A 25,061-nucleotide genomic window follows, 5' to 3' on the forward strand; every position below is an offset into this window, starting at 1 on the left:
ACTTGGACGAAAAATGTCGGATCCTTTATTGATTCAGGATACTCATTCATTTCATGCTCCAACATACCGGTCATAGAGCGTTCTGGCCCTGGCGAAATCATCCAAGCCCTGCACCAACACACGTCCGTCAGCGAATAAGACAAGCCGTTCCCCGCCGGGCAGCACCGTACGCAGTAAATATGGATTAGCCTTCACTTCCAGTGAAGCTCCCTCCAGTCTGCCCTGCCATACATCCAGATCAAGCGGGCCGCTCCCGGCAAATTGCACGGAATCTCTTCCGCACATCGTGAGCATATCTTCCTCATGCCCTTGAAGCGCCGGATATACCTTAAGCTGGCAGCAGGGGCAATTTCGATCAGGCTCGCCGAACTTCATCTCATAGTAGCGGTTCTGCCACAAATCGAACGTCACCAGACCGTTTCTCCGGCTCGTGCCGTCATCCGCTAACAGCTTGAGGGCCTCAACCGCCTCATAGGAAGCCGCCATATCGACAACCGGTGCGATAACGCCGATCATATCACAGGTCTCTCCGGCCGTATCTGCAGACTGGATAAAACAGCGAAGGCAGGGGGTGACGCCTGGCACAAACACCGCGCTCATCCCCCGAGAGCCCACCGCGCCTCCATATATGAAGGGAATTCCGCTACGGAAACAGGCGTCATTCAGCAAATAACGGGTCCGAAAATTGTCCGTACCATCCAGTACAAGATCCATCCCATCGATCAGTTCCTCGATATTGGCCCCCGTAACGTCGGACACAACCGCCTCGATCACAATGGAGGAGTTGACTTTGCGCAGCTTTTTCTCGGCTGCCACCACTTTGGGATAGGCGTTGCTTGCATCCTCCTCGTCATACAGCAGCTGCCGCTGCAAATTGCTCATTTCCACAAAATCACGGTCAACGATTCTGACCCGCCCAACACCAGCGCGCACCATATGATTGGCAAGCACCGTGCCCAATGCCCCCATCCCGACAATTAGTACGGAGCTGTTCATGATTTTCCGCTGCCCGATTTCTCCTATCGGCTGAAACAGCATTTGCCTGGAGTAACGTTCCTGCATCGTGCCTCACCTCCTCTATGGCCCTGCTCAATTGCATTGCTCATGTTTGAGTTTTGTTTGATGCTTGTTATCCGCAGTATATGGTGAGAGATTGAGAATCCAATCTCTCGCCATATACCAAGTCGCTAAACCTAAACAAATCTAGTAATCAAAGAGGGTAAACTCCCCCGGTTTCACCTTAAGCCTGAGCCTCGTACAGCTGCACAATCTCAATAATCGTCTGGACCGCCAATACCATATTGTCGGCCGATACATATTCATAGCGGCCGTGGTAGTTCTCCCCGCCAGTGAAAATATTCGGTGTAGGCAGGCCCATGTAAGACAATTGTGATCCGTCGGTACCACCGCGCACAGGCTCGATGATCGGCTTGATCCCAAGCTTCTCCATCGCTGTCTGAGCGATATCCACCACCTCTTTGACCGGCTCGATTTTCTCTCGCATATTGTAATACTGGTCTTTCATCTGCAGTACGATCCGTTCAGCACCATATTTGTGCTGAAGCTCTTCCACGACAGAGGCGAGTTTGGCCTTTCTTCCTTCAAAAAGCTCCCGGTCATGATCACGGATAATATAACGAAGCTCGGTCAGCTCCACGTCGCCTTCTATGGAAGAGAGATGGTAGAAGCCTTCATAACCTTCGGTATGTTCAGGCGCTTCTTCGACAGGCAGCATGCGGTTCAGCTCCATGGCGATTTTCGCGGCGTTGACCATTTTCCCTTTGGCTGTACCGGGATGTACGTTCTTGCCTTTGCAAGTAACAAGCGCTGCTGCTGCGTTAAAGCTTTCATATTGAAGCTCCCCTAGCGGTCCGCCATCCATGGTGTAAGCGTATTTTGCACCGAACGCCTCCACGTCGAACTTATGAGGTCCTCTGCCGATCTCTTCATCCGGCGTGAAGGCAACCCGGATTGTTCCATGCTTAAGCTTAGGGTGTTGAATGAGGTACGCCATGGCTGTCATAATCTCTGCAATGCCCGCTTTATCGTCAGCCCCCAGCAAGGTCGTGCCATCCGTTGTTACGAGTGTGTGGCCTTTGTATCCGCTCAACTCCGGAAAATCCCGCGGGGAAAGGACTATATTCTGTGCTCTATTCAGAATGATGTCATGTCCATCATATTGTTCTATAATCTGCGGCTTGACACCGGTACCCGTAAAATCAGTCGCCGTATCGATATGTGCCAAAAAGCCAATGGTCGGGATCGCTTTATCCGAGTTAGCCGGAAGCGTGGCCATGACATAGCCGTTCTCATCCATGGTGACTTCCTGCATGCCAATCTCTTTCAGTTCGTCCACGAGCAAGCCGGCAAGCGTTAGCTGTCCGGGTGTCGAAGGACAAGTATTGCTGTTCTCGTCTGATTGCGTATCCACTTGTGCATAGGTAATGAGTCTGTCGATAACTTCCTTCTTCATCATTCTCAGCTCCAATACGAGTTATTGATCACCAACACATGCTGCGATATGTAATGCCTAGCCTTGAAGTACCTTCCCAGCTTGAATACAGACTATCTAAAGGTCGAAAATTACCTCTTCAATTATATCCAGTTGTCATGTTCTGGGTCAATTCATGACAAAGATCGCAGCAGAAAGAATCATAGCGCCCTGCGATGCCCTTGTTTCTCTTGAGAGACGATTCGAGTCCGGAATCGTTTCGTCCTCTTCCGCAGGATCCAAACACAAAGAAACGGCGGTGCACGGATAAGCATCCTGAGCACCGCCATTTCTTAAAGCTAACAAGCCTATTGATTAGGTGACATCTGTCAATTGAGCAACCCTCATGATGAAAATGACCCATTCCATGTGATGAGGCCGTTAACTGTTCGAAGGCCCAATATGAAGCGTAAGCCCATCATTATTCAAATGCAGGCAGTGCAATCTCGGAATAGTTGTCCTCGAAGAACTTCTTCACTTCCGGACTGGTCATGGCTTCAGCCAGCTTCTGGATCGGCTCGGAGTCTACATTATCCTTGCGAGCTACCAGTGTAATGGTGAACTCGGAGTCATTGCCTTCTGTGACCAGGGCATCTTTCTTCGGCGTGAGTCCCAGCGGTTTGGCATATGCCGGTGTCATCGCCACCATATCGACATCGTCCAGGGTACGGGCCAGCATGAGCAGGTCGACCTCGGTAAATTTGTAGTTGTGCGGGTTCTCCACAATATCCCCTTGCGTGGCCTGGATCCCGACGCCTTCCTTCAGCTTGATCAGACCATTCTTCTCAAACATGACCAGGGAACGGCCGATGTTGGAAGGATCGTTCGGGATCGCAATCGTTGCACCGTCCGGAAGCTCCTCAATGGTCTTATACTTCTTGGAATACGCCCCAAAAACGGCATTATAGATCGGTGTAACCGGTACAAGCTCCGAGCCGTTGTTTGCATTGTATTCTTCCATGTACGGCACATGCTGGAAGAAGTTCGCATCCACCTCGTTATTCGCCAATGCATTGTTAGGCTGGACATTATCAGACAGAATCAGAACTTCAAGATGAATGCCCTCTTCCTTCAACATAGGCTTGACGAGATCAAGCACCTCAGTCATCGGCGGGATGAGCGCAGCCACTTTTAATGTAACTTCTTCTTTGGTCTCAGGCGTTGCATTTTCAGGAGCTTCCTCCTCGGCTGCCTTCTCTCCGCAGCCGGCAAGCACAAGCATGATCGTCAGTACGAGCAGTAGTAATCTCTTATTCATAGTTGGTTACCCCCAGGTAAAATTGTAGGTTGGTCTGGTACAGGTGTTACTAACAAAAAGGGTCGTAAAACTTAGCTTCTTCTCTTGTCGAGGAGTCTTGAAGCCAAGCTCCCGCTAAACTGGATCGACTGTACGAGAATGATCATGATGATAATCGTGAACACCATGATTTCGGTCTCAAACCGCTGGTATCCGTAACGAATGGCAAAATCCCCGACACCGCCGCCGCCAACGATGCCCATAACCGTAGAATACGAGATGAAGCTGATCGTTGATGTTGTCAATCCAAGCACGAGTCCGGACCTTGCCTCAACGTAGAGGAACTTGAAAATCATCTGCAGCTTGGAAGCGCCCATCGACGAGGCGGCCTCCAGCACTTCCTTCGGCACCTCGAGCAGAGACTGCTCAACTAATCTTGAATACGTAGCGACGGCTATGACAGACAACGGCACAGCGGCTGCCAGCGTCCCAAGCGATGTGCCCACAATCAGGCGGGTCAGTGGAATCATACTGACAACCAGCAGCAAGAACGGGAACGAGCGGATGACATTAACCAGACTGTTCAATAAGGTGAACAACCATCGATTCGCGTACAACTGGCCCTTTCTGCACAGAAACAATAGTGTTCCTACCGGAAGACCCAGTAATATCGCCGCAGCGATTGAAATGCCAACCATCACGAACGTCTGACCAATAGCCTGCCATATTTCGTCCTGGTACTGCATAACATAGGCGAAGTAATCGTTCAAGTATTGAATCACGCTATTCACGTAGTCCATCAATCCGATTCCTCGCTTCCACGGCGACTCCGGTACCCTTGCCCTCTCTCTTGTTCAGGAGCCTCCGCTCTACCCGCGTTATTCTGATAGGTTCTTATCAAACGGCCGTCCTCCATGACCGACACCGCGTCACAAATGCCGTTGACAACCTCCATCTCGTGAGAAACAATCACAATCGTGACCCCAAGCGTTCGGTTGATATGTCTCAACACATCCAGTATGCCCGCCGTCGTCTGCGGATCCAGTGAAGAAGTCGGCTCATCGCATAACAATACGGAAGGCGAATTGGCTAAAGCCCTGGCAATTGCTACCCGCTGCTTCTGCCCACCGCTAAGCTGAGCCGGATATAACTTTGCTTTATCCTCAAGTCCGACAAAACGCAGAACCTCCTGCACGCGCTTCATCCGATCTGCCTTCGGTACCTTCGCCAGTTCAAGCGGGATGGATACATTCCCGTAAGCCGTACGGTTGCTGACCAGCTGGAACAGCTGAAAGATCATGCCGATCGATCTTCTTGCTTCCCGCAGCTGCCTCCCGCCAAGGGAATTCAGCTCCTGACCATTCACCACGACTCGGCCCGAGTCCGGTCTCTCCAGTACGTTCATGATGCGCAGCAGCGTCGATTTCCCGGCTCCGCTCGCGCCGATGATCCCGTGTATGCTGCCCTCGGCAATATCGAGAGAGACAGCGTCGATCGCCTGATAACGGTCACTGCCATTGCCAAAGCTTTTACTAACCTCTTGCAGCGAGATCAATCTAATCCCCTCCTTGCCACATGAAGAAAGCCCGCGTGGCTATACAGCCTGCGAGCAAAATATGCTGCAACAACAATAGAATCATACCACAATTTTAGACAAAATGTGACACGACTTATTGACAGTCACATTGGAATGTTTACCAAAACGGCTCAGGATAAATACAGCTGATGTCCGTACATCCCCGTCAAGCGTTCAACCGCCTTCTCCAGCACGCCTTCCTCGAAGCCTTCCAAGCCTTCAATGGCCTGAATTTTATCCGCCGGTGACATCTCCTTGTGCAGATGCAAACTCCAGTTGACAATGGACTGTATCGCATCCTCATGCTCGAACTGACCGTAATAGATATGGGCTTTGTACAGATAGCTGTCGGCATGCTCTGGCACCATCTTCAGCACCTCGTCAAAAGCAGCCAGTGCCGCATCCTCGTCCTGATCCTTGTAATAGATCTGTCCCAATCTGAAATAGGCCCCCGGATGGCCCGGCGACAATTCCAGCACATTCAGCGTATCTTCCTTCGCGCGGGCATAGTCCGCCATCGTATAATAGATTCCGCTTCGCAAGCTGTATAAACTTCCCTGCTCCGAGTTCAGGCTGAGTCCTTGTGCGCAATCGGTCAGCCCCCGCTCCAGCTGGCCGGTTTCCACAAAACAAACGGCACGAAACTCGTAAAATCTCGAATTCGACGGCTGGGCTTGAATCGCCTGGGAATAGGCGTCAATGGCCAGGTCCCACATGCCCATCTCTTTATAGATATGACCGCTGGCAGCAAGGTAGGTCGGATGCTCGGAGAAAGCCTCCTCCTGCTTCACCGCTTCCTGCAGCTCAAGCAGCGCCTCCTCATTGCGGCCTTGAAGATATAGCACATAACTCAGTTTGTTGCGGATTTCGGATCCATCCTGAAGGGCGGCAGCCTCCTTCAAAGACTGCTCCGCAGACGGCAGATCATTCATTTCCATATAAATGTCGGCCCGCTGCACATAATTGGGTGCATCATCATTCTCAAGCTCCAGCAGTTTGTCATTCAGCGCCAATGCCTCTTCATTGCGACCAACCCGGTAATAGCAGTCAACCATCCAGTAGCAGGCCAGCGGTGAATCCGGCTGCCTTCCATACAGCTTCGAGATCAGCTCATATGCCAGCTCTTCCCGGGCATCCTCGCGATAGATCCGGGCCAAATCGAAATACGCGCGGTAATCGTCCGGCTCCGCTTCGATGGCCCACTCCAAATCCGCTTTGGCAGCGTTCTTGTTTCCTGACTGGTTGAAGACTTCCGCCCTCTTCAAGTAAAGCTCGTATGAGTCCGGATACCGCTCAATGGCCTCCGACAGATAGAACTCGGCCTGTCCCAGATCCCCCAGCTGCACATACAGGTCCGCCATGGGCTTCCGAAAAGAATAGGCTTCCCGCACCTGCCGCTGAAACGTCAGAAATGCGCCGTAGCTGTAGTTGGTGCTCCCGGCAAACAAGGCATATCCGCCATCCGCCTCCGCTTCATACCGATCCGCCAACTGAATCCCCTCTTGCAGAACCCCGACCGCTTCCTGCACATGATCCATCAGATCCAGGGATACGGACAGCATATAATAATACATCGGGATGGCGCGGTCCGGCTGCTGGATGCTCAGGCGGAAACACTTCGCTGCCTCTGCCGGATTGCCGCTCTCGTAATAGGTCATTCCCAGCTCATAATAAGTCGAGATGACCGTGCTGTCGTCCTCTCTCTTGATGCTTTCTTTCAAATCCCGGATCGCCTCTTCGTATTGGTTCAGGTCTTTATGAGCAATTCCCCGGGTATACCAGTTCAGATAATTGTCGGCATTTAACCGGATAGCTTCATCTAAATCCTCTATCGCTTCCGTCTCCCGGTTCAGTTCACGTAAAATATGCGCACGCCGCTCATAAGCACGATGGCTCCCGCTCGAATCGATGAGACGCCCCAGATAGGTTACAGCCTCCTCCGAGTGACCGCTGTTATGCAGCAGCTCCGCATAATGGAGCTTGTCATCAAAACTTGTGATGGCACTCTCGCCTTTTCTCATATATTTAAGCGCTTGTTCAAACTCCCGCTTCTTCCTGTAATGGTTACCCATGCGGAACCAGATTCGTTTCATCCATTTCATGGTGGCTCACCCTTTATATGTAGTTATTATTCCTGGGTCGTGTGAATAAGAGCAGAGGGTTTCCCTCTCATCTCTATATTATACTTCCTCTATGTCCATTTGCACCCAAATTAAAGAGGAACCCATTCCGGTTCCTCTTTACGGTGTATATCCTATTATACTGTACGATTCTCGTCATCATGTCCAATCCCAATAACTAAATCTAATACACCTTATGAATAACGTCTTCAAAATCGGGATCTTCCATATCGATATCATCCAGTTCGCCCCAGCGGCCCAGTTCCTTAAAAATATCCAGTGTATTCATCTCGCGGCGGTTCACCTCAATGGTGACGGTGTTATCCACCGCGCTCGTTACCCGAAGCGGAACTGCACGGCTTCCTTCTCCTGCTCCCTGGAATTGCTCCGGGATTGCAAAGGGGCCGCAAAATGTCACGGTAATCAGCGTAGGCAGACCGATTGTATCTCGCAGGGACCGGACCGTTCCATCATAGGAAAGCTCCCCGTTGTTAATGACCATCACCCGATTGCAGAGCTGTTCGATGTCATCCATATCATGCGTCGTGAGCAGAATGGTCTTGCCGAATTGCTCATTGATCAGCTTGAGAAAATGGCGGATGTTCCGCTTAGCGTTCACGTCCAGCCCAATTGTCGGTTCATCCAGAAACAGCACGCCCGGGTCATGCAGCATCGCGGCCGCGAGGTCGGCGCGCATGCGCTGTCCGAGCGACAGCTTGCGTACAGGCGTTTCCCAGAACGCCTGTAAATCGAGCAGTTCGGCGAACTGTACGAGCCTCCGCTCCTTGTCGGCCTGATCCACGCTGTACATTTTGGCCAGAATATCATAGGAGTCCTTCACCGGGAGATCCCACCACAGCTGGCTGCGCTGACCGAACACGACGCCCAGATTGTTTACAACGCTGCGCCGTTCCTTGTGCGGATTCATGCCGCCAATCGAGACGCGACCTGAGGTTGGATGGAGAATGCCCGTCAGCATTTTGATGGTGGTGGACTTCCCGGCCCCGTTCGGCCCGATATAACCGACAAACTCTCCCTGCTCCACTTGAAAACTGATGCCTCTAACGGCTTCCTTCGTCCGGTATTCTCTCGTAAACAGGGTTCGCAAACCGGAGAAGCGCCCCTCCTTCACAACTGGCGTTTTGAACTCCTTGCGTATGTTATGAGCTTCAATCATGTGACACGCTCCTCCCTTAACTCCCCGTACTTTGATATTTGGTCAAACCGAACTGCCAGAACTTCAAACTTATGCCGAGACATAACAGGGCCGCTCCTGCCAAGGCAGGCAGCACCCATACCCCCAGCTCGCCGCGCAGTATGTATAATGACGGAATATAATTGACTAAACCAACCGGGACAATGATCAGCAGGATCGATGACATCCATTTCGGATACAGAGTCAACGGATATTGAGCAGCCGTCCGGGCCGCGTCCTCCGTCAGATTCTGAAGCTCGGTGATCCGGGTCGTCCAAAACCCGAAGGTTGCGGTCGCAAGGCCGATCGAGAACAGGATAACAGCCCCCGTGACGATAATATACAGCGATTGCGGCACCGCGCTCCATCCCACCTGACCTGCCGCCATCATGCCATGCAGCGACCACCAGAGCAGAAAACCGCCCTGCAGCACTTCGCCCAGCATAATCCGGAACTTCTGGGGCATAAGCGCCAGCAGCACGGGCATGGGACGGGTCAGCAGCTGGTCAAGCTCACCGTTCACCAGATATTTCTCAAGATGATGCACTTCATCCCCAAACGTCCGGTAGAGCGTCTTCGATAGGGTCATGATAGCAAACAAATACGCGATTTCGTGCATGGACCAGCCCTGGATGGCCCCGAACTTATAGAGGACAATGGCAACCATGAGGAATTCGGATATTTGGATCAATGCAGCAAGAAACGAAGCCAGAATAAAATTGAATTTGTACTGCATGCGGCTTTTGATGCTCGTTCGGATCAGCAGCGCATACAGGGACAGCCAGGATCTCGTGGTCATCCTCCCTGCACCTCCACTTTCCGCCTTAGGGAGCCGGTAGCCAGCAGACCTGCCAGCGTAAGCAGCACACACCACATGAGCGTGCCCCACAGATAGGAAACGTCATCGAAGCCCAGATAGATTCGGGTAGGTACATAGAGCAGATACGGATACGGCGACCACCAGGCAATCGTCTGCAGCCAGCCGGGCAGCCATTCGATGGGAATGAAGAAACCTGCAAGGAGATTGATCATCGCGTGGTTGCCCCAATACAACCAAGACGATTCCGTTGTCCATAAGGCGGATGCGCCGATGAGATAGTTGATACATATCGATAAGTAGGCGGCGCCTGCCAGGGCTATGGCAACATAGAGGAACGTGGAGGCTTTCCCGGGTAACTGCAAAGAGAAAGCAAAGTAATAAACCAGGTAGATCGGGATCGATTTGTAAACGAATTGGTAGGCGATTTGCCCCCATTCCTTGGCCATTAAATGGCTGAACAAATGAACGGGACGCATCAAATCCAGTGAAATATGGCCGGTTCGAACAGCTTGGGGAATGCCGAGGCCGTTCGTGACGAAACTGGAAACCCAGAGCGCAGCTTGCGTAAAGGCGATATAACCGACCATTCCCTGCGTTCCGTAATCTCCAAGCGCGTAATCTGCACCGAGACCGATCCAGATACAGGCATACATGAATCCGAACATCGCACTGGCGACATTGTGCACCATGTGGGCGCCGCGGTACTGCAAATTACGGGCATAGGCTTTGGAAGCCAATGTGAAATAAAGCATGAAGCACCTCCGATAAGCATTTTAGATGGCGGACCCATCCACTTCAGACAAGGCGAAAATGAGAGAAGGACAATAGCATACCAGAACGTTCCATATCAGGCAAGGATTTTTTCAGGAGCAAAATCAGAGCCGTGGCGACGCCAAACAAAAAAAGAAGCCTTCTCATCCCTGCGCCGATTCCAGAACAATCTGGCGTAGAGTTTGAAGACTTCGAATTCGCTTTCGTGAGATGAGTGTTTACAAAGCACCTGATCTGATACAGCTTGCAGCAGCTGAAAGTCTGTGTTGTTACTCTGTCTCAGGGACGGTGCCCGTATCAGGTTCAGGACCGCGACTTGCGGCTGTATCTAAATCCGGCTGCGTATTATACAGATATTGAAGATGCTGGAACGGCTGCGGCTGTTGGAAGGACTGCTGTTGAAAGAGCTGCTGCTGGAAGGATGGGGGCTGCTGATAGGATGACGTGTAAGGGGTCTGAGATGGATAGGACGGCTGCTGAGGGTATGGTGCATAGGACGGATAAGCGGTGTACTGCGGCGGTCTGGCCTGTTGATAAAACGGATAGGAAGGCGGAGGCGGGTACCCGTAGTAGTTAGGTGCCGAAGGCGCCTGTTGGGAACCATACGCTGGCTGCTGACCAAACGGCTGCTGGACCGACTCAAAATAGGAGGCATTGTCGGATGTATTGTCGTCCCGCTTGCCACAGCCCGGCGGCGGTCCCAGAATGACCGTTTCCTTCAGTGGAGCAACGGCTTTGGCGTAATCCTCCTCATTGATGCAATAGGCAATGTGCAGAATCTCCTTCGGAATATGCCGCAGAAAGTCTGCTCCATACACAATATCCGGCGTCGGCTGATCAAATATGGTCAGAATGTGGGCCTTGTCGCTAAGCGTCAAAATCCAGTGAAACCATCCCTTGGGGAACATCGAGACCTGGCCCGGCTTTAGCTTGTAGGTCATCAGCTTCTGGGTAAACGGATTGAATACCGAAGTAATCACTTCGCCGCTGATGACAAATACCAGCTCATTCACATTGGTATGCCAGTGAGGCTGAATAATGATCCCTTGAGTCATATGAACATTGAAGAAGCCTGTCGCAATTGCAGGCATTTGGGCTCCGAACACCTGAGTTATGTAGTTTCCCGCATCGCGTTTATAGTTTAAGGTGTCGTTCGAGTCTGCATACAGCTTCAAATTCGGAGATGTCAGTACTGGATCGAGCATCGTATTCCTCCCCTGAAAGTTCTCTGATCTATAAATCTGTATGCATGGGAGGCTCGGCATATGTAGAAGTAGGGAACCCGTTATCTATTCTACTCGGCTTCCACCCTGCAGTTGACCTGCTTCGTCCTGTTGTTTACCTTCGCGGGAGTATCCCCGCTCCTCATTGCGATGTTTCTGATCTTCGGCAACCTTGGAATCCGCTGAACATGTTTCAGGGAGCCTCCGCCTAACAACAACACCTATTTAGTCCTGGTTGCCATACAGGCCGGCATTCTTCTTCAGTTTATGCTGCAATTCGGCAGGGAAGCGCAGCGCAAACTGCAAGTTCAAACAACCAGCTCCAAGTAAACAAGGCAGCTAAGTCATCCGCGTATGGCTGAAGGGTTATAACTCGGCTTATGGCTTGGCTGCTAATGAAACATCGATACGGCGTCTGCCCAGGGCTACGCGGCACACAGCATATGAATTCAACCATGACCCATAACAAAAAACCACCGGAGCAGCAGCTTGATTTAAGCCTCTCCGGTGGTTTTCATTATGTTCTAATGCAATCAATCATCGGCACGGGCACGGTGTTACATAGCCGCCCGTTTTAATTGACCATGATACAGCTCACTGTAGAATCCGCCCTGCTTCAGCAGCTCATCGTGGGAGCCCTGCTCCAGAAGACGTCCATCCTTCAGCACCAGAATACGGTCCGCCGAGCGAATGGTATTGAGACGGTGGGCGATCACAAAGCTCGTCCGTCCCTTCATCAGCCGCTGCAGCCCTTCCTGGATTTTGATCTCCGTTACGGTATCGATGCTGCTTGTCGCTTCATCCAGTACCAGCATGGAGGGATTGGCGAGAATCGCTCTGGCAATCGCAAGCAGCTGCTTCTGGCCTTGGCTGATGCCGCTGCCGTCAGGCTTGAGCATCTTGTCATAACCGTCCTTCATCCGCACGATAAACGAATGGGCATTGGCCAGTTTCGCAGCTGCCTCGACCTCTTCATCGGTCGCATCAAGCCGTCCGAAGCGGATATTCTCACGGATGGTGCCTTGGAACAGGAAGGAATCCTGCAGCACAAAAGCCATCTGTGCTCGCAGGCTTTCCCTGCGGATGGAGGAAATGTCCCGTCCATCCAAGGTAATGGTCCCGCTGTTCGGGTCGTAGAACCGGGAGAGCAGCTGAATTAACGTTGTCTTCCCTGCACCCGTCGGACCGACCAGCGCAATCATCTCGCCGGGCTTCGCCTCAAAGCTGATTCCATCCAGCGTATCCCCGTCTTTTTCATAGGAAAAAGATACATTGTTGAATGTCACCGCTCCCTCTACACTCTTCAGTGCGACGGCGGCCCCTTCATCCTTCGCTTCAACCTCTTCATCCAGCACCTCGAATACACGTTCCGCCCCCGCGATGGCAGACAGCAGCGTGTTCCACTGGTTCGCCAGATCGTTCAGCGGTCTGGTAAACTGTCGCGCGTAACTCTCAAATATGATGATGACACCGATCGTGATATGCCCCTGAATCGCCATAATGCCGCCAATCCCCGCTACGATCGCAAAACTCAGGTTGTTCAGCCCGTTCATCAGCTTCGGAATAAAACCCGAGATGCTCTGTGCCCAGAAGCCCGATAGACGAATCCGTTGATTGCGCTCATCGAATTCACGGATAACCCGCTCCTCCTGGGAGAAAGCCTTAATAATCCGCTGTCCCGACAGCGTTTCTTCAATATAGCCGTTCAAATCCCCCAGATTGCGTTGACGCTCTTTGAATAAGGGACCGGTTCGCCGAGTGATCCAGCGCATCCCCAGCATCATCAGGGGAACCACCAGAAATGTCAGCAGTGTAAGGAGCGGACTGAGCCACAGCATAACGGTTAACGTACCGATTAAGGTCAGCACACTCGAGAATATTTGAATGGCCGAACTGTTCAGTGTTGAACTGACGTTCTCAATATCATTGGTCAGACGACTCATAATCTCGCCCTGTTGGCGCTTTCCATAGAACGGAATCGGCAGCCGGTGCAGATGCGTAAACAGATCCATTCGCATCCGGTATACCGTCTCTTGGGCTATGCCGATCATCCAGATGTTGTGCAGCCAGGTGGTTAAAGCCTGAAGGACGTACACAACAGCCAATCCGATAAGAAAATACATCCAGCCCGAGTCCACCAAGCCGCCCGGGTCTTTGATATCATTCAGGAACCGATCTACCCCGACCCCGAGCAGATAAGGGCCGAGCAACGCAAGCCCGGAGCTGAACATCACCATCAGCAGCACAAGTGCAAGCTTTCCTTTGCGGCGGGCGAGATAAACCCATATTCTGGAAAGGGTGCCCGACCAATTCTTGGCTTTTGCCTTGGGCTTGCGGCCCGAACCGCTATCCTTGCTTTTGCCAAGATCGATCTTTGGCCTTGGATGACGAAATGGTTCAGTGAATGCCTTAAGCATGCTGCTGCACCCCCTCTCCGTATTGGGATTCATAGATGCGTCGATACAGGGAGGAGCTCTCCATCAAGGAGTCATGATTCCCTTTTCCGATCAATCGCCCGTCATCCAGCAGCAGAATCAAATCTGCCGAGGTGGTTGAGCTGATCTTCTGTGTGATCAAAAATGTCGTGCAGGACAAATCCTTCAGAGCATCCAGCAAAGCACCTTCCGTGCGAACGTCAAGTGCGCTTGTGCTGTCATCCAGGATGAGGATGGAAGGCTTCCGTACGAGCGCCCGCGCAATCGACAAGCGCTGCTTCTGCCCTCCGGATAAGTTAACGCCGCGCTGTCCAAGCATCGTGTCGTAACCGTTAGGCAGATGTTCTATCGTATCGTGGATCTGCGCTCTGCGTGCCGCTTCCTTGATTTCGTCCATGGAAGCATCCTCCCGTCCCCAGGCAATGTTCTCCCGAACCGTGCCGGAGAAGAGCAGCACCTCCTGCGGAACATAGCCAATGCTGCTACGCAGATGCATCGGGTCGATCTCCCCTGCATCCTTTCCGTCTATCCGCACGTTCCCCTTATCCTCCTCGTACAGCCGCGGAATGAGCTGAACCAGCGAGGATTTGCCTGAACCGGTAGCCCCCATAATAGCGATTCGCTCACCGGGTCTGGCCACAAAAGAGATATCCGTCAGCACATCAATATCACTGCCCGGATAGCTGAAACTGACTTGCTCGAATTTCACTCCGCCTTCAATTTCAACCTTATTATCATGGTTCTTATAGACTCCGGTTGCTGCATCGTCCTCGGTCTTCAGCACCTCCTGTGCACGCTGGGCGGAAGCCCGTCCACGGGAGAACGCAACAACAACCCAGGAGAGGGCTGACATGGCACCGATACAGCGCAGGGAATAGTTGACGACGGCTACAACCTCGCCAACGCTGGCACTGCCAGTCGCGATGTCTTTACGGCCGAACCACAGAACCGCCATAATCCCGGCATTCATGATCAGGAGAATAAAGGGCATCGTGGTCTCCGTCAATCGCAAGGTCGATATGGTAGAACTCCTCAGCTTGCCAGAAGTACGACCAAACCGTTCAATCTCATGGCCCATGCGTACGAAAACACGAATCAACCGAATCCCGGTCAGGTTCTCCTGTATAACGCCGTTCACCGCATCCAGCCGCTGCTGGACACGCCGGAATGCATCGGCTGCCCGCTTCATAATCCAGGCGATAAATATAAACAGTACAGGCACGGTTAGCACCAGCAATAAGCCCAGCTTCACGTTCACCACCAGCGCCATAACGATGCTGCCAAGCACAACTAACGGAACGCGCGTCATGAACCGCAGGCCCATGAACACCGTATCCTGAATCTGGGTGACATCGCCCGTCAGCCTTGTAATCAGCGACGATGTGGCAAACCGGTTAAATATCGAATAGGAGAAGGACTGCACCTTCTCATACAGTTGATCGCGAAGATCATAGCCGAGCCCCTGACTCGTATGCGCCGCGAAGAAGGAGCTCGAAATTCCGGCTATAAAGGCGATAACAGCGCTTCCAGTTAAAACGGCTCCCCACATCCATACAACCGACATGTCCTGCTTCTGAATGCCGTCGTCAATGATTTTGGAGATAAGCAGCGGCTGAATCAGCTCAACGGTGAGCTCTATCAGCATCATGACCAGTGCCGCAATCGCGGCTACGCGGTACTTTTTCAAGGTCGAGAAGACAATTCCCATATGCATTCCTCCGAGGCAGAAGACCTAGATTATGTTCTGAAATTGGTCTTCATGTAGTAGCAATATTAGTTCGTTCAATAGCATGGATATGTCTATTATAATATATTTTCTGCTAGAACTTATCGGCAGATTAAAAAATATAACGAGATATACTGGCCAAAGATACTGCTGCTGTACGGACAAGACCCTTTATCCCTGCATCAAAAAAGAGAACCTGTCCTTCAGGATCATCACCTGTCGAATCAGCTCTCTTGCAAAGCGTACAGCTATTCCACGGACTTCAGCGCTTCAATCATATCAATCCGTTTCAATTTGTAATGCATGGAGACCATGACAATTCCCGAGGACAGCAGCGTCAGCAGCGCCGCATAGCCATAACTATACCATGGATGCTCGGACTGAACATCATGGCATCCACTTCCGCCGTTTGCAGCACAAACCGGTGCAGGAGCACTCCGGCCAGATTGCCGGCTATAACAAATCCGCCAAAGAAAACGCAGAGGGCGGCCTGAGTGTGGCAGCGTCACAGAATGTTCTAACATTCAGAGGAAACTAGCAGCAAAAAAAGCAATCTCCTTCACTTGGAAGGGAATTGCTTCCTCACAAATTATCTATAAAAAACATACGGTTTACTTATGAGCTCCAAAATTCAGCCCGGTCTTCCGCCCTCAGCTTGGAAACAAAACCCGACGGATCCTGATCCATGTACTGGATCGAATCCATGATCCATCTGCCATCCGCGTTCCTATATTTAATCGTAGCTAACCCTGAATCCCGGAGTCGATGCTCGCTTGTTCCTGTTTCATCGGTTTGATCAGCTATCAGCTGAAAATAAGGATCGATCTGCTTGACATCCTGAGCAAGCGTTACCTCTGGGATCAAGGCCTCAAACTCGCTTCGTTCCGGGAGGCGGCTAAGACGCCACTGATCCATGAGATGACCGCTGTTGGAAGTATAAAAAGTGATCAGCTCGCTGCCATCTGGCATTTTGCGAATCTCGTAGGTGTAATCCTGCTCTTTTCTTACGATATCAGGCTTGCCGTATTGCCTTTCCACCGTTTGTTGGTCCGGGGCATAAGACAAGAGCATCCGATAATAATAAGGAGTGTTTATCTCGTTATGGAGCGTAATTTCCTCATCCGCTTGATCAGCGCCAGACAAGAAAATACATAACATTAACGCTAGCACCCCCATCGATATTCTCGCTGCCCGAGCTTTAATCACCACACACACCTCCCATTGATCAATCGATGAACCCTGTCATCATCACTTCCGGAATATCCTTGCCCTCAGCCCATTCCCTGAATGAAAAATCGAGCACTTCCCCTTGTGCAAGCGAGGTCATCACTCTTTCTTCTTGAAAGGAATAAGAGAAGGTATGCAGCGTCCCGAACAAATTATCGTAATCCGTATAAAACAACGGGGATTGACGGTCCTTAAACAGACCAAATGCTTCCGCATGGGTCAGGCGCTGGGCGCCCAAGCTTTCGATGTAAGATTTACGACGAAGGGAATGCTCAATGGAAGGCCTGTTTTTGCCCGCCAATGCTTCATAATGGTTGACACAGGCAAGAACTTCATCGCCCGCTCGGGTAACGACTTCATCCGGACTTGCCTCAACCACCGCCGAATTTCCTCGCGCATCGCCCAGAGAAAAGTTATAACAGGCCGCATGGGGAATATGGCGCAGCATGTAAGCTGCTTCTTCTACTGTAGCGCATGACTCCAATATCATTCGAACACTGATCCACGAAGACAATCCCGTCCGGTATCCTTCAAAGCTGACAAAATGAAGTCCGGCCGCAAGTCCTTTTTCATTTATACCGTCATGCCGCCCTATCGCCTGCAGATTATAGCCCGCGGTCGCCAGTCCTTGCCCCGATTGGGCCATAGTAAAATAACCATCGTAAAACGCAGGCGTGAAGTCGTAGTTTCTTATGTAATATGCTGGAGCGATCATGGCCGAACAGCCCATGGCATCGATCTTCGGAACATCATATCCGCCGAGAAGAGCTGCAGTCTTTTTGAATGATAATCTGAGCCCTTCTCCCAGTCCCTCCAACTCGGCTACAAGCTGCGGGGCAAACTCGTTATAAATGGCCTTCATCTGTTCCGCATCGATCTCCGGTTTGGTCGCCGCTCCAAAGGCTTGTAATATCGATTGATTCTGCAGGCTGCGACCCAGCTTAAGTCCGTTATCGTAGTTGTCGCCTCGAAGCTGCATGATATGAACGGTATAATCCGTCATCTTGAACCCTCCATCCAGGTTTACTATCAGCATAGGAAATATATCCCTTACCCGATTATAGATGTAATTCACCCTCCTTCCAATAAAAAAACCTCTGTGCGACACCAATCCCAGGATGAGCGACCACGATTCGTAGGCAGGTTTTCTTGCAATATCGAATTTCATCAGCACCGCTGATATCTTATCAAGCCGATATCTATAGAAAAAGCTCCTGCCTAAGCATGTCAACATACTTGGGAGGAGCAGTTTCATCTTATTGACGGGGCAATGCTTCAAACTGCTGAACGTATTGTTCATATTTCGCGGACCACACGTCCTTGCGGGATTCCATCGTTCTTCCCTCAAGCAGTGCTTCAATGACGTCAAGGCATACATCCCAGCCGGCAATATCCTTCGGTGTATGATCTGTGATCTTGGTTATTTTCTCAATGAGCACCAGGCGACAGCCTTCGGCTTCAGGATACAGTTCAAAGCGTACCCGGTCCTCTCCCCAAGTGTATTCCAGCACCGACAGCTCCCGATAGTCCGTTATTTCCATTTCTTCGAAATTCCCGTCCTGCATATCAAAGGTCATTCTTCCTCCCAGGCGCAGATCCTCCACCTTCAGTTCGGAGAACCATTGGGTCAGCTTCTCGTTATCAGTCAGATATGACCATACCTTCTCCACTGAGTGCTTCAATCGGCGTTCAAACCGGACACTCGTTCCAAACTCGTCTTGCTGTACAACGGCTAACATTGTTTACCCTCCTCAAAAATGCCCATTTTGAACAAAATCGCTTCATCAAACTTAAGATTCGTTGGGACTGTTAAGAAGATTCATCCTGATCAAGGATTCTCTCCAAGTCATCCAGCTTGTTCGACCAAAACTTCCGGTAAGGCTCCAGCCAGTAATGAATTTCCTCCAGCGGTCTGGCATTCAGACTGTATACATGGGTTTGGGCTTCTTTGCGAAGAGACACAAGCCCCGCTTCACGCAAAATCCGCAGATGTTTCGACACGCCCGGTTGACTGAGCGGCATTAGATCTACAATCTCGCCCACTGTGCACTCTTTTACACGCAAATAATCAAGAATGGTCCTGCGATTGGGTTCCGCTAATATTTCAAAAAGATTATCGTTCATCATATTCAATATATTACTTTATAGTTATATTCCTGTAAAGCTATATAATGTGAATTTACATTGTTGAACGGATTCAGCAGCTTCTCATTGGCAACGGAATGTATCGAACTAGGGCTATTAAGCCTGAAATGCTGGATGGCATTCGTCTCGGTTCTGTCTAAACAATGGAAAGACACCGGGCTTCCTTGCGGTAACAAGATCAATCTGATGCGAGGCAGACCCTGCTGCACCATATGGATCGCCTATGGATCGAGAGTAGCGATTTCCTTTATTTGTGATCTGCTCCTAAAAAATAATTTTTAATTGCCGATGTAATAGTTGAAACTTTATTCTGAGCGAATGCGTCATATTGTAGAGGAAAATAATAACAAGCAAAATTCAGGAGGTTGAGTGTGTGAAAAGAATATGGACTGCCTTGCTAGCAGCTATACTGTTAATCCCCATGACATTCCAAACACAGGCACAGGCGGCAGTGAACATTAGCGTCTTGATTGACGGCGTCAAGCTGTATACGCCTCAAGCGCCTGTTATGATTCAAGGACGGGTCATGCTTCCGATGAGATCCATCTTCGAAGCACTGGACGCAACGGTCAAATGGAATCAAAAAACGCAAACCGTCACAGCAGTCAAGGATGGCACTACCGTCATTCTTAAGATTAATTCCAAGACGGCTACTATCAACAACCAAACTGTAGCGCTGGATGTTCCGGCGAAAAACCTGAAAGGCAACACGATGGTGCCTGTACGTTTCGTAAGTGAATCCCTCGGTCAGAAAATCGGCTGGAATTCCAAAACGAAAACGGTCACCGTCACGACAACAAATGATTCAGGCGGCGGTAACAATACCTACATTGTACCGGTGAGCTATGTAACTCTAAAAGACATCGGCAATGCCGGAGATGGACGTGATTTGCAGGTCAGCTTCTCCAAATCATCCACCGAATCCCTGATTTCGCATTATCGCGTGATGATTGTTAAGCAGTCCAAAACGTTCAGCCAAGCGGATGCAACGCGCATATCTTCAGCAAATTACACTACGGTATACCCTGCAGGGTCGGATCGCTCACAGGTCCTCACATCAAGTTCAAGAGACATTGATGGCGACCTGATCCGGGATAACCAGGCTTATAAAGCTTACGTATTGGCAGTAGGCAAATCAGGCGGCACGTATGCCCTTTCCTCGGCATCGCCTTCATTGACGCTGACCAATACCAATTCGGTTAATGGAGCAACCAATGTTAAAGCAAGCGATATAAGCGACAACGGCGATGGCCGTGATTTGCAGGTCAGCTTCACTCGCGCTCAGAACGAAAGCAATGTAACCAACTATCGCGTATTCACCGTAAAAACGAAGGATGCAGCTAACTTCAATGTAGCAGCAGCCAAATCCGTATCGAGTCAAAACTACACAACGGTGAACAAAACCAGCTCAACGAATACCACGCTGTCAACGACATTGAGTTCTTCCGCTCGTGATACTTCAGGAGAGCTCATCCGCAGCGGCGTGTCTTATACCATGTTTGTACTGTCAGTCAGCAGCAATGAAAGCGCACTTGCAAGCAATCTGTCTTCAGGTTCTGCTTCCATCACGCTCAGCACAGGTAATGCAACAGTTCCTTACATTACACAGGTGTCGGATATCGCTGATTTCGGTGACGGCCGTGATCTTCGTGTAAGCTTTAACAAGGTGTCCAACGAGTCCAGCATTAACTCTTACCGGGTTTTTGTTGTCAAGGACAGCAATTACAGCAGCTTCAACTTAAGCAAAGCCAATTCCATCTCCAGCTACAACTATACCCACGTCAACAAAACAGGCAATAACATCAACAACTTGACGCTGGCATCGGGTGCCAGAGACGTGGATGGAGCAACCATTCGCAGCGGCGTGTATTATCGTGTATTCGTTATGGCTGTGGACAACAACAACTACAATAACAACATTCTGTCTGCTCCATCGAATTCCATCATTTTAAGTTCCAGTTATAATGTTGGCGCGGTTACCAGCCTGTCCGTTACCGACGTGAACAACTACAATGATGGGCGTGACCTGCAGGTCTCATTCTACCGCCCGTCTGATCAATCGAATATTAGTCACTACCAAGTATTTGTTGTAAAATCATCGAATAGTTATTTTGATCTGTACAGAGCAAACAGCTTAAACAGCTATTATTATACGCAAATTAGCAAGAACAGCAGCAGCAACAGCTACATGACGCAAGTCCTGAATTCCAGCAGCCGTGATATCGACGGAGATCTGATTCGCAGTGGCGTCAGTTACCGGGTGTATGTTCTGTCCGTAGGATATTCGAGCAATAACAATGCCCTATCCGATTATGCATCCATCACGCTTGGGAACAACAATCAGAATGTAAATCCTGTTTCTACGCCGTCCTTGACGGTCATCGGCAATAACGGAAACGGAAGCGACCTGAGGGTTTCCTTCAGCCCTGCTTATGGTGAAAGCTACATCGAACATTACCGGATTTTTGTCGTGAAGTCCTCCAAGAACCTGACATTGTCGCAAGCCTACGCCAACAGATATTACACCATAGCTAACAAAACCGGCAGCACTATCACTCGGGATTTGGCCAGCACGACTCTGGATTCCGACGGGGAACCTATTCAAAGAGGCTCCAGCTATCGCGTGTACGTCTTATCACTAGGCAACAGCTACTCCAACTATACCAACGCTCTCTCCTCTGCCTCTGCAGCGGTTACGATTCAAGGCGTGACGGAAGTAGGAGCGGTAGCGGACGTTACAGCAGCTGATGCTGGAGACAACAATAATGCAAGCGATCTGAAAGTATCCTTTAAGAAGGCTGCAAATGAAACCAACATCAGAGAGTATCGGATCATGGTCGTGAAGCAAGCTAACGCTGCTAACTTTAAGGTAGCTCAAGCTAACAACGTAGGAATAAACAACTACGACAGTGTGCCGATCGGAGCCGATTTCAGTAATGTTCTGAGACCTGGAATAAACGATGTTGACGGTCAGCCGATTAAAAATATGGTGGATTATCAAGTATTCGTCTTGTCCGTAAGCAATAATGGAAACAACGCGCTATCAGCACCATCCGCACCGATTAAACTTACGGGCACCACGGTAACGGTTCCTTCGAATGTGTATGCCGGGATTGAAAGCACCAACGGGAATGGCAGTGATGTTGTCGTTAGATTCTCTCCTGCTACAGGTAGTATTAATGAATACCGAATCATGGTGGTACCAACCAACAAAAAATTTGGCGATTCTGAAGCAAATAATGTACCTTCCGGAAATTACACTGTAGTTCATGTTGATTCCAGCCTGAATCAATATGTAAGGAACTTGGAGGCATCAACGAAAGACGTCAACGGTGCAGTCATTGCAGCTGGTCAGAAGTACAGTGTATACATCATGGTGATTGCCGATGGAACAGTCTCTACCAGCAACGCCCTATCCGACCCGTCCGAAATGTTTACAATCCCGAACCCGATCCAAACCACAGCCCTTACAGCCAAATTGGATGCAAGCGGGAAACTTCAAGTCGATTTCAAAAAAGCTGTCAATGAAACGAGTATCGATGCCTATCGTGTATTGTTTGTTGAAAAATCACAGATGAAGGACTTCAACCTGCAAAAAGCAGCAGAAGCAGCTGGCAAAGAAGATACGAAAGCCACCATCAAGCCAACCAATAAAGATATCTCGACTCTCATTGATATCCCAACCAAGGATGTTTCAGGCAAGGATATTACAGCAGATACGGAGTACGCCGTATATGTTTACTCCGTGCCAACAAAAGATGTGAAGAAAGCTTCAAGTGCGCAGTCCGCTACACCGCTCTCTTTACCATCTAAAACTTTGATATTAAAGACAGGAACTCCTGCTCCAACAACTCCTTAAGCAAGCGATTTGTGTAATCGAAGCGGCTGGCTTCCAGCCAAACATCGCGCTTAAATCCCAAGAAGCTGTCCTCCCGGTCAACCTTGACCTTGAGGGACAGCTTCTTTTTTCTTCCTCGCACCGTACCTCCCTCTTTTCTAGAACTTCTCATCACTATAACTAATTTCTGCATGATTTTCGGATAAATTAGTCGGGTACTTCCGAATGGTAAAATATGATAATTTATTAATTAGAAAGCGTTTTCATTTTTCTGCTGCACTCAACCGTTTTATTTTATTGACAGTATGTCCAGATTCGATTTAAGGAGGTGAAGTCTAACCCCTGAAAGCCCCTAGCGGGAGCTGAAAATTCCACCGTCTGATGAGCGCATCATGAAGTTTTATCAGCAAACAGCTCTTGACCACTTCATTACAAAGGAGATGCTAATGATAAACTTAACAAAGAAATCTTTACTGTCCTTCACGCTGATCGCCGCTATGCTGTTCTCACTAATTCCATCCTTAACATCAGCAGCAGAGGCAGACCAAATCAGCCCGCTGAGCAGCGGTCCCCAAGCTTACGTCGATGCTATGCAGCCGGGCTGGAATCTGGGTAATTCGCTTGATTCCGTCGGGTCCGATGAGACCGCTTGGGGAAATCCGCGCATCACCAAGGCTCTGATCGATCAAATCGCGGCTCAAGGCTATAAGAGCATCCGAATTCCCGTAACCTGGAATAACCAAATCGGCAGCGCACCGAATTACACCATCAATGCCTCCTACATGAATCGTGTACAGGAGGTTGTGGATTGGGCGCTTGACGCCAATTTGTATGTCATGATCAATGTTCATCACGATTCATGGTTATGGATCAGCCATATGGAGAACAACCGCAATGAGGTTGTAGCCAAGTACAACGCCGTCTGGACCCAAATCGCCAATCGTTTCAAGAACCATTCCAGCAAACTGATGTTTGAAAGCGTCAATGAACCCCGCTTCTCGGATGGCGGTACCACCAGCGAAACCAAGGCCTTTCAGATGCTGGATGAGCTCAATGTCTCATTCCACCGGATTGTACGCAGCTCTGGAGCGCAGAACGCTGTACGCCCGCTTGTGCTGTCTACCCTGGAAGCTTCGCCGACCCAGACCAGAATGAACGAGCTCTACAACACCATGACCAAACTGAATGATTCCAATCTCATTGCCACCGTTCATTATTATGGATTCTGGCCGTTTAGCGTTAATATTGCGGGATACACTCGCTTTGAAACCGATACCCGAAACGACATCGACCAGACACTCAACAACGTGTACAACACCTTTATTGCCAGAGGTATTCCTGTCATCCTGGGTGAATATGGACTGCTTGGCTTCGATCAGAACACCGGGGTCATTGAGCAGGGGGAAAAACTGAAGTTTTTTGAATACCTGACCTATTATCTCAAGCAGAAAAACATCACACATATGTTATGGGATAACGGCCAGCACTTCAAGCGAACGGCCTTCACCTGGTCCGATCCCGAGCTTTATAACATGATGAAGGCGGGTTGGAGCGGACGCTCCTCTACGGCTGACACGGATCTTGTATTCGTGAAAAAAGGGGCGGCTGTCCAGGACAAAAGCATTCCGTTGAACCTTAACGGCAACACGTTATCCGAGATCCGCACGAACGGACAGCTCTTAACAGCCGGACAGGACTACGTCTTAAGCGGAAATTCCATCACTTTTAAATCCGGACTGCTAACCAGATTGACCTCTTCGGGCCAGCTCGGCGTAAATGCCGTACTGACGGCCAAGTTCAACCGTGGAGCGGATTGGAACTTCAGGGTCATTCAGAACGATAAACCTGTGCTGCGCAGCACGCAGGGCTCCACTGCTTCCTTCAGCATTCCAACCACATTCAATGGGGATCAGCTTGCTACGATGGAGGCCGTATATGCCACGGGTGGGAATGCAGGGCCACAGGACTGGACCTCCTTCAAGGAGTTTGAGTATACCTTCTCTCCATCCTATGCCAGCGGTGAAATCAAACTGAAGCCGGCCTTCTTCAATGAAGTCCGAGACGGCGAGATCATTCTCAAGTTCCATTTCTGGAGCGGGGAGATCATCACCTACAAAATCACGAAAAACGGCAGCAGCGTCACCGGAAACGTATCATAGACGACATATCACCAATAACAACGGCCTGCCGGAAATTCTTCCAGCAGGCCGTTGTCCTCATTCTATCCAGCGAAATTTCTAGCCCAAACCATACACGT

18 protein-coding genes and 1 pseudogene are annotated in these 25,061 nt (G+C 50.2%); 2 read left to right on the top strand and 17 right to left on the bottom strand.

Annotated elements, in window-relative coordinates; all coding sequences use genetic code 11:
* Window positions 1-51: 51 nt before the first annotated feature.
* The 17 genes and pseudogenes from M2277_RS15345 to M2277_RS15425 all read right to left on the bottom strand — a co-directional run bounded on the left by M2277_RS15345 (window position 52) and on the right by M2277_RS15425 (window position 18,948).
* Window positions 52-1,062 carry a ThiF family adenylyltransferase gene (locus M2277_RS15345; RefSeq protein ID WP_280755096.1) on the bottom strand — a complete coding sequence of 337 codons (1,011 nt, stop codon included), beginning with the start codon at window positions 1,060-1,062 and terminating at the stop codon, window positions 52-54.
* A 178-nt stretch (window positions 1,063-1,240) separates the two neighbouring features.
* Window positions 1,241-2,473 carry a peptidase T gene (gene pepT, locus M2277_RS15350; RefSeq protein WP_280755194.1) on the bottom strand — a complete coding sequence of 411 codons (1,233 nt, stop codon included), beginning with the start codon at window positions 2,471-2,473 and terminating at the stop codon, window positions 1,241-1,243.
* Window positions 2,474-2,912: 439 nt separating this feature from the next.
* Complete coding sequence (locus M2277_RS15355; RefSeq protein WP_006208625.1) at window positions 2,913-3,749, bottom strand: MetQ/NlpA family ABC transporter substrate-binding protein; 837 nt, start codon at window positions 3,747-3,749, stop codon at window positions 2,913-2,915.
* A gap of 71 nt (window positions 3,750-3,820) precedes the next feature.
* Window positions 3,821-4,528 carry a methionine ABC transporter permease gene (locus M2277_RS15360; RefSeq protein ID WP_051449237.1) on the bottom strand — a complete coding sequence of 236 codons (708 nt, stop codon included), beginning with the start codon at window positions 4,526-4,528 and terminating at the stop codon, window positions 3,821-3,823.
* The gene (locus M2277_RS15365) at window positions 4,528-5,283 is read right to left on the bottom strand and encodes a methionine ABC transporter ATP-binding protein (RefSeq protein WP_280755097.1); all 756 of its coding nucleotides are present in this window, start codon (window positions 5,281-5,283) and stop codon (window positions 4,528-4,530) included. Before M2277_RS15365 ends, M2277_RS15360 begins: the two co-directional genes overlap by 1 nt.
* 152 nt (window positions 5,284-5,435) lie before the next feature.
* The gene (locus tag M2277_RS15370) at window positions 5,436-7,406 is read right to left on the bottom strand and encodes a tetratricopeptide repeat protein (protein WP_280755098.1); all 1,971 of its coding nucleotides are present in this window, start codon (window positions 7,404-7,406) and stop codon (window positions 5,436-5,438) included.
* A 202-nt stretch (window positions 7,407-7,608) separates the two neighbouring features.
* Window positions 7,609-8,601 (bottom strand): ABC transporter ATP-binding protein, encoded by a 993-nt coding sequence (locus M2277_RS15375; RefSeq protein WP_280755099.1) that lies wholly within the window; start codon window positions 8,599-8,601, stop codon window positions 7,609-7,611.
* Window positions 8,602-8,617: 16 nt separating this feature from the next.
* Window positions 8,618-9,418: an ABC transporter permease gene (locus tag M2277_RS15380; RefSeq protein WP_006208621.1), complete on the bottom strand. Its 801-nt coding sequence runs from the start codon at window positions 9,416-9,418 to the stop codon at window positions 8,618-8,620.
* Entirely contained in the window at window positions 9,415-10,191 is a 777-nt protein-coding gene (locus tag M2277_RS15385; protein WP_280755100.1) for an ABC transporter permease, read from the bottom strand. Before M2277_RS15385 ends, M2277_RS15380 begins: the two co-directional genes overlap by 4 nt.
* 288 nt (window positions 10,192-10,479) lie before the next feature.
* On the bottom strand, window positions 10,480-11,415 hold the full coding sequence (locus tag M2277_RS31650; RefSeq protein ID WP_348537779.1) for a cupin domain-containing protein: 936 nt from the start codon (window positions 11,413-11,415) through the stop codon (window positions 10,480-10,482).
* A 575-nt stretch (window positions 11,416-11,990) separates the two neighbouring features.
* Window positions 11,991-13,850, bottom strand: a complete 1,860-nt coding sequence (locus M2277_RS15395; RefSeq protein ID WP_280755101.1) for an ABC transporter ATP-binding protein — start codon at window positions 13,848-13,850, stop codon at window positions 11,991-11,993.
* The gene (locus M2277_RS15400) at window positions 13,843-15,576 is read right to left on the bottom strand and encodes an ABC transporter ATP-binding protein (RefSeq protein ID WP_280755102.1); all 1,734 of its coding nucleotides are present in this window, start codon (window positions 15,574-15,576) and stop codon (window positions 13,843-13,845) included. Before M2277_RS15400 ends, M2277_RS15395 begins: the two co-directional genes overlap by 8 nt.
* Window positions 15,577-15,842: 266 nt before the next feature.
* Window positions 15,843-16,054 (bottom strand): annotated as a pseudogene (locus M2277_RS15405) (hypothetical protein); the annotation flags it as partial.
* A gap of 155 nt (window positions 16,055-16,209) precedes the next feature.
* Entirely contained in the window at window positions 16,210-16,800 is a 591-nt protein-coding gene (locus M2277_RS15410) for a hypothetical protein (protein WP_280755103.1), read from the bottom strand.
* A 19-nt stretch (window positions 16,801-16,819) separates the two neighbouring features.
* Window positions 16,820-17,824 carry a C45 family autoproteolytic acyltransferase/hydrolase gene (locus tag M2277_RS15415; RefSeq protein ID WP_152827581.1) on the bottom strand — a complete coding sequence of 335 codons (1,005 nt, stop codon included), beginning with the start codon at window positions 17,822-17,824 and terminating at the stop codon, window positions 16,820-16,822.
* Between the two features lie 253 nt (window positions 17,825-18,077).
* Window positions 18,078-18,560 carry an SRPBCC family protein gene (locus M2277_RS15420; RefSeq protein WP_006208613.1) on the bottom strand — a complete coding sequence of 161 codons (483 nt, stop codon included), beginning with the start codon at window positions 18,558-18,560 and terminating at the stop codon, window positions 18,078-18,080.
* Window positions 18,561-18,630: 70 nt separating this feature from the next.
* The gene (locus tag M2277_RS15425) at window positions 18,631-18,948 is read right to left on the bottom strand and encodes an ArsR/SmtB family transcription factor (RefSeq protein ID WP_348537780.1); all 318 of its coding nucleotides are present in this window, start codon (window positions 18,946-18,948) and stop codon (window positions 18,631-18,633) included.
* Window positions 18,949-19,339: 391 nt separating this feature from the next.
* Here M2277_RS15425 and M2277_RS15430 point away from each other — a divergent pair, with 391 nt between their 5' ends.
* On the top strand, window positions 19,340-22,825 hold the full coding sequence (locus tag M2277_RS15430) for a stalk domain-containing protein (protein WP_280755104.1): 3,486 nt from the start codon (window positions 19,340-19,342) through the stop codon (window positions 22,823-22,825).
* 425 nt (window positions 22,826-23,250) lie between these two features.
* On the top strand, window positions 23,251-24,963 hold the full coding sequence (locus M2277_RS15435; protein ID WP_280755105.1) for a cellulase family glycosylhydrolase: 1,713 nt from the start codon (window positions 23,251-23,253) through the stop codon (window positions 24,961-24,963).
* The last annotated feature ends 98 nt before the right edge of the window (window positions 24,964-25,061 follow it).

It is taken from the genome of Paenibacillus sp. LBL (genome assembly GCF_029893715.1).
In the GTDB taxonomy this organism is placed as follows: Bacteria; Bacillota; Bacilli; order Paenibacillales; family Paenibacillaceae; genus Paenibacillus_AQ; species Paenibacillus_AQ glucanolyticus.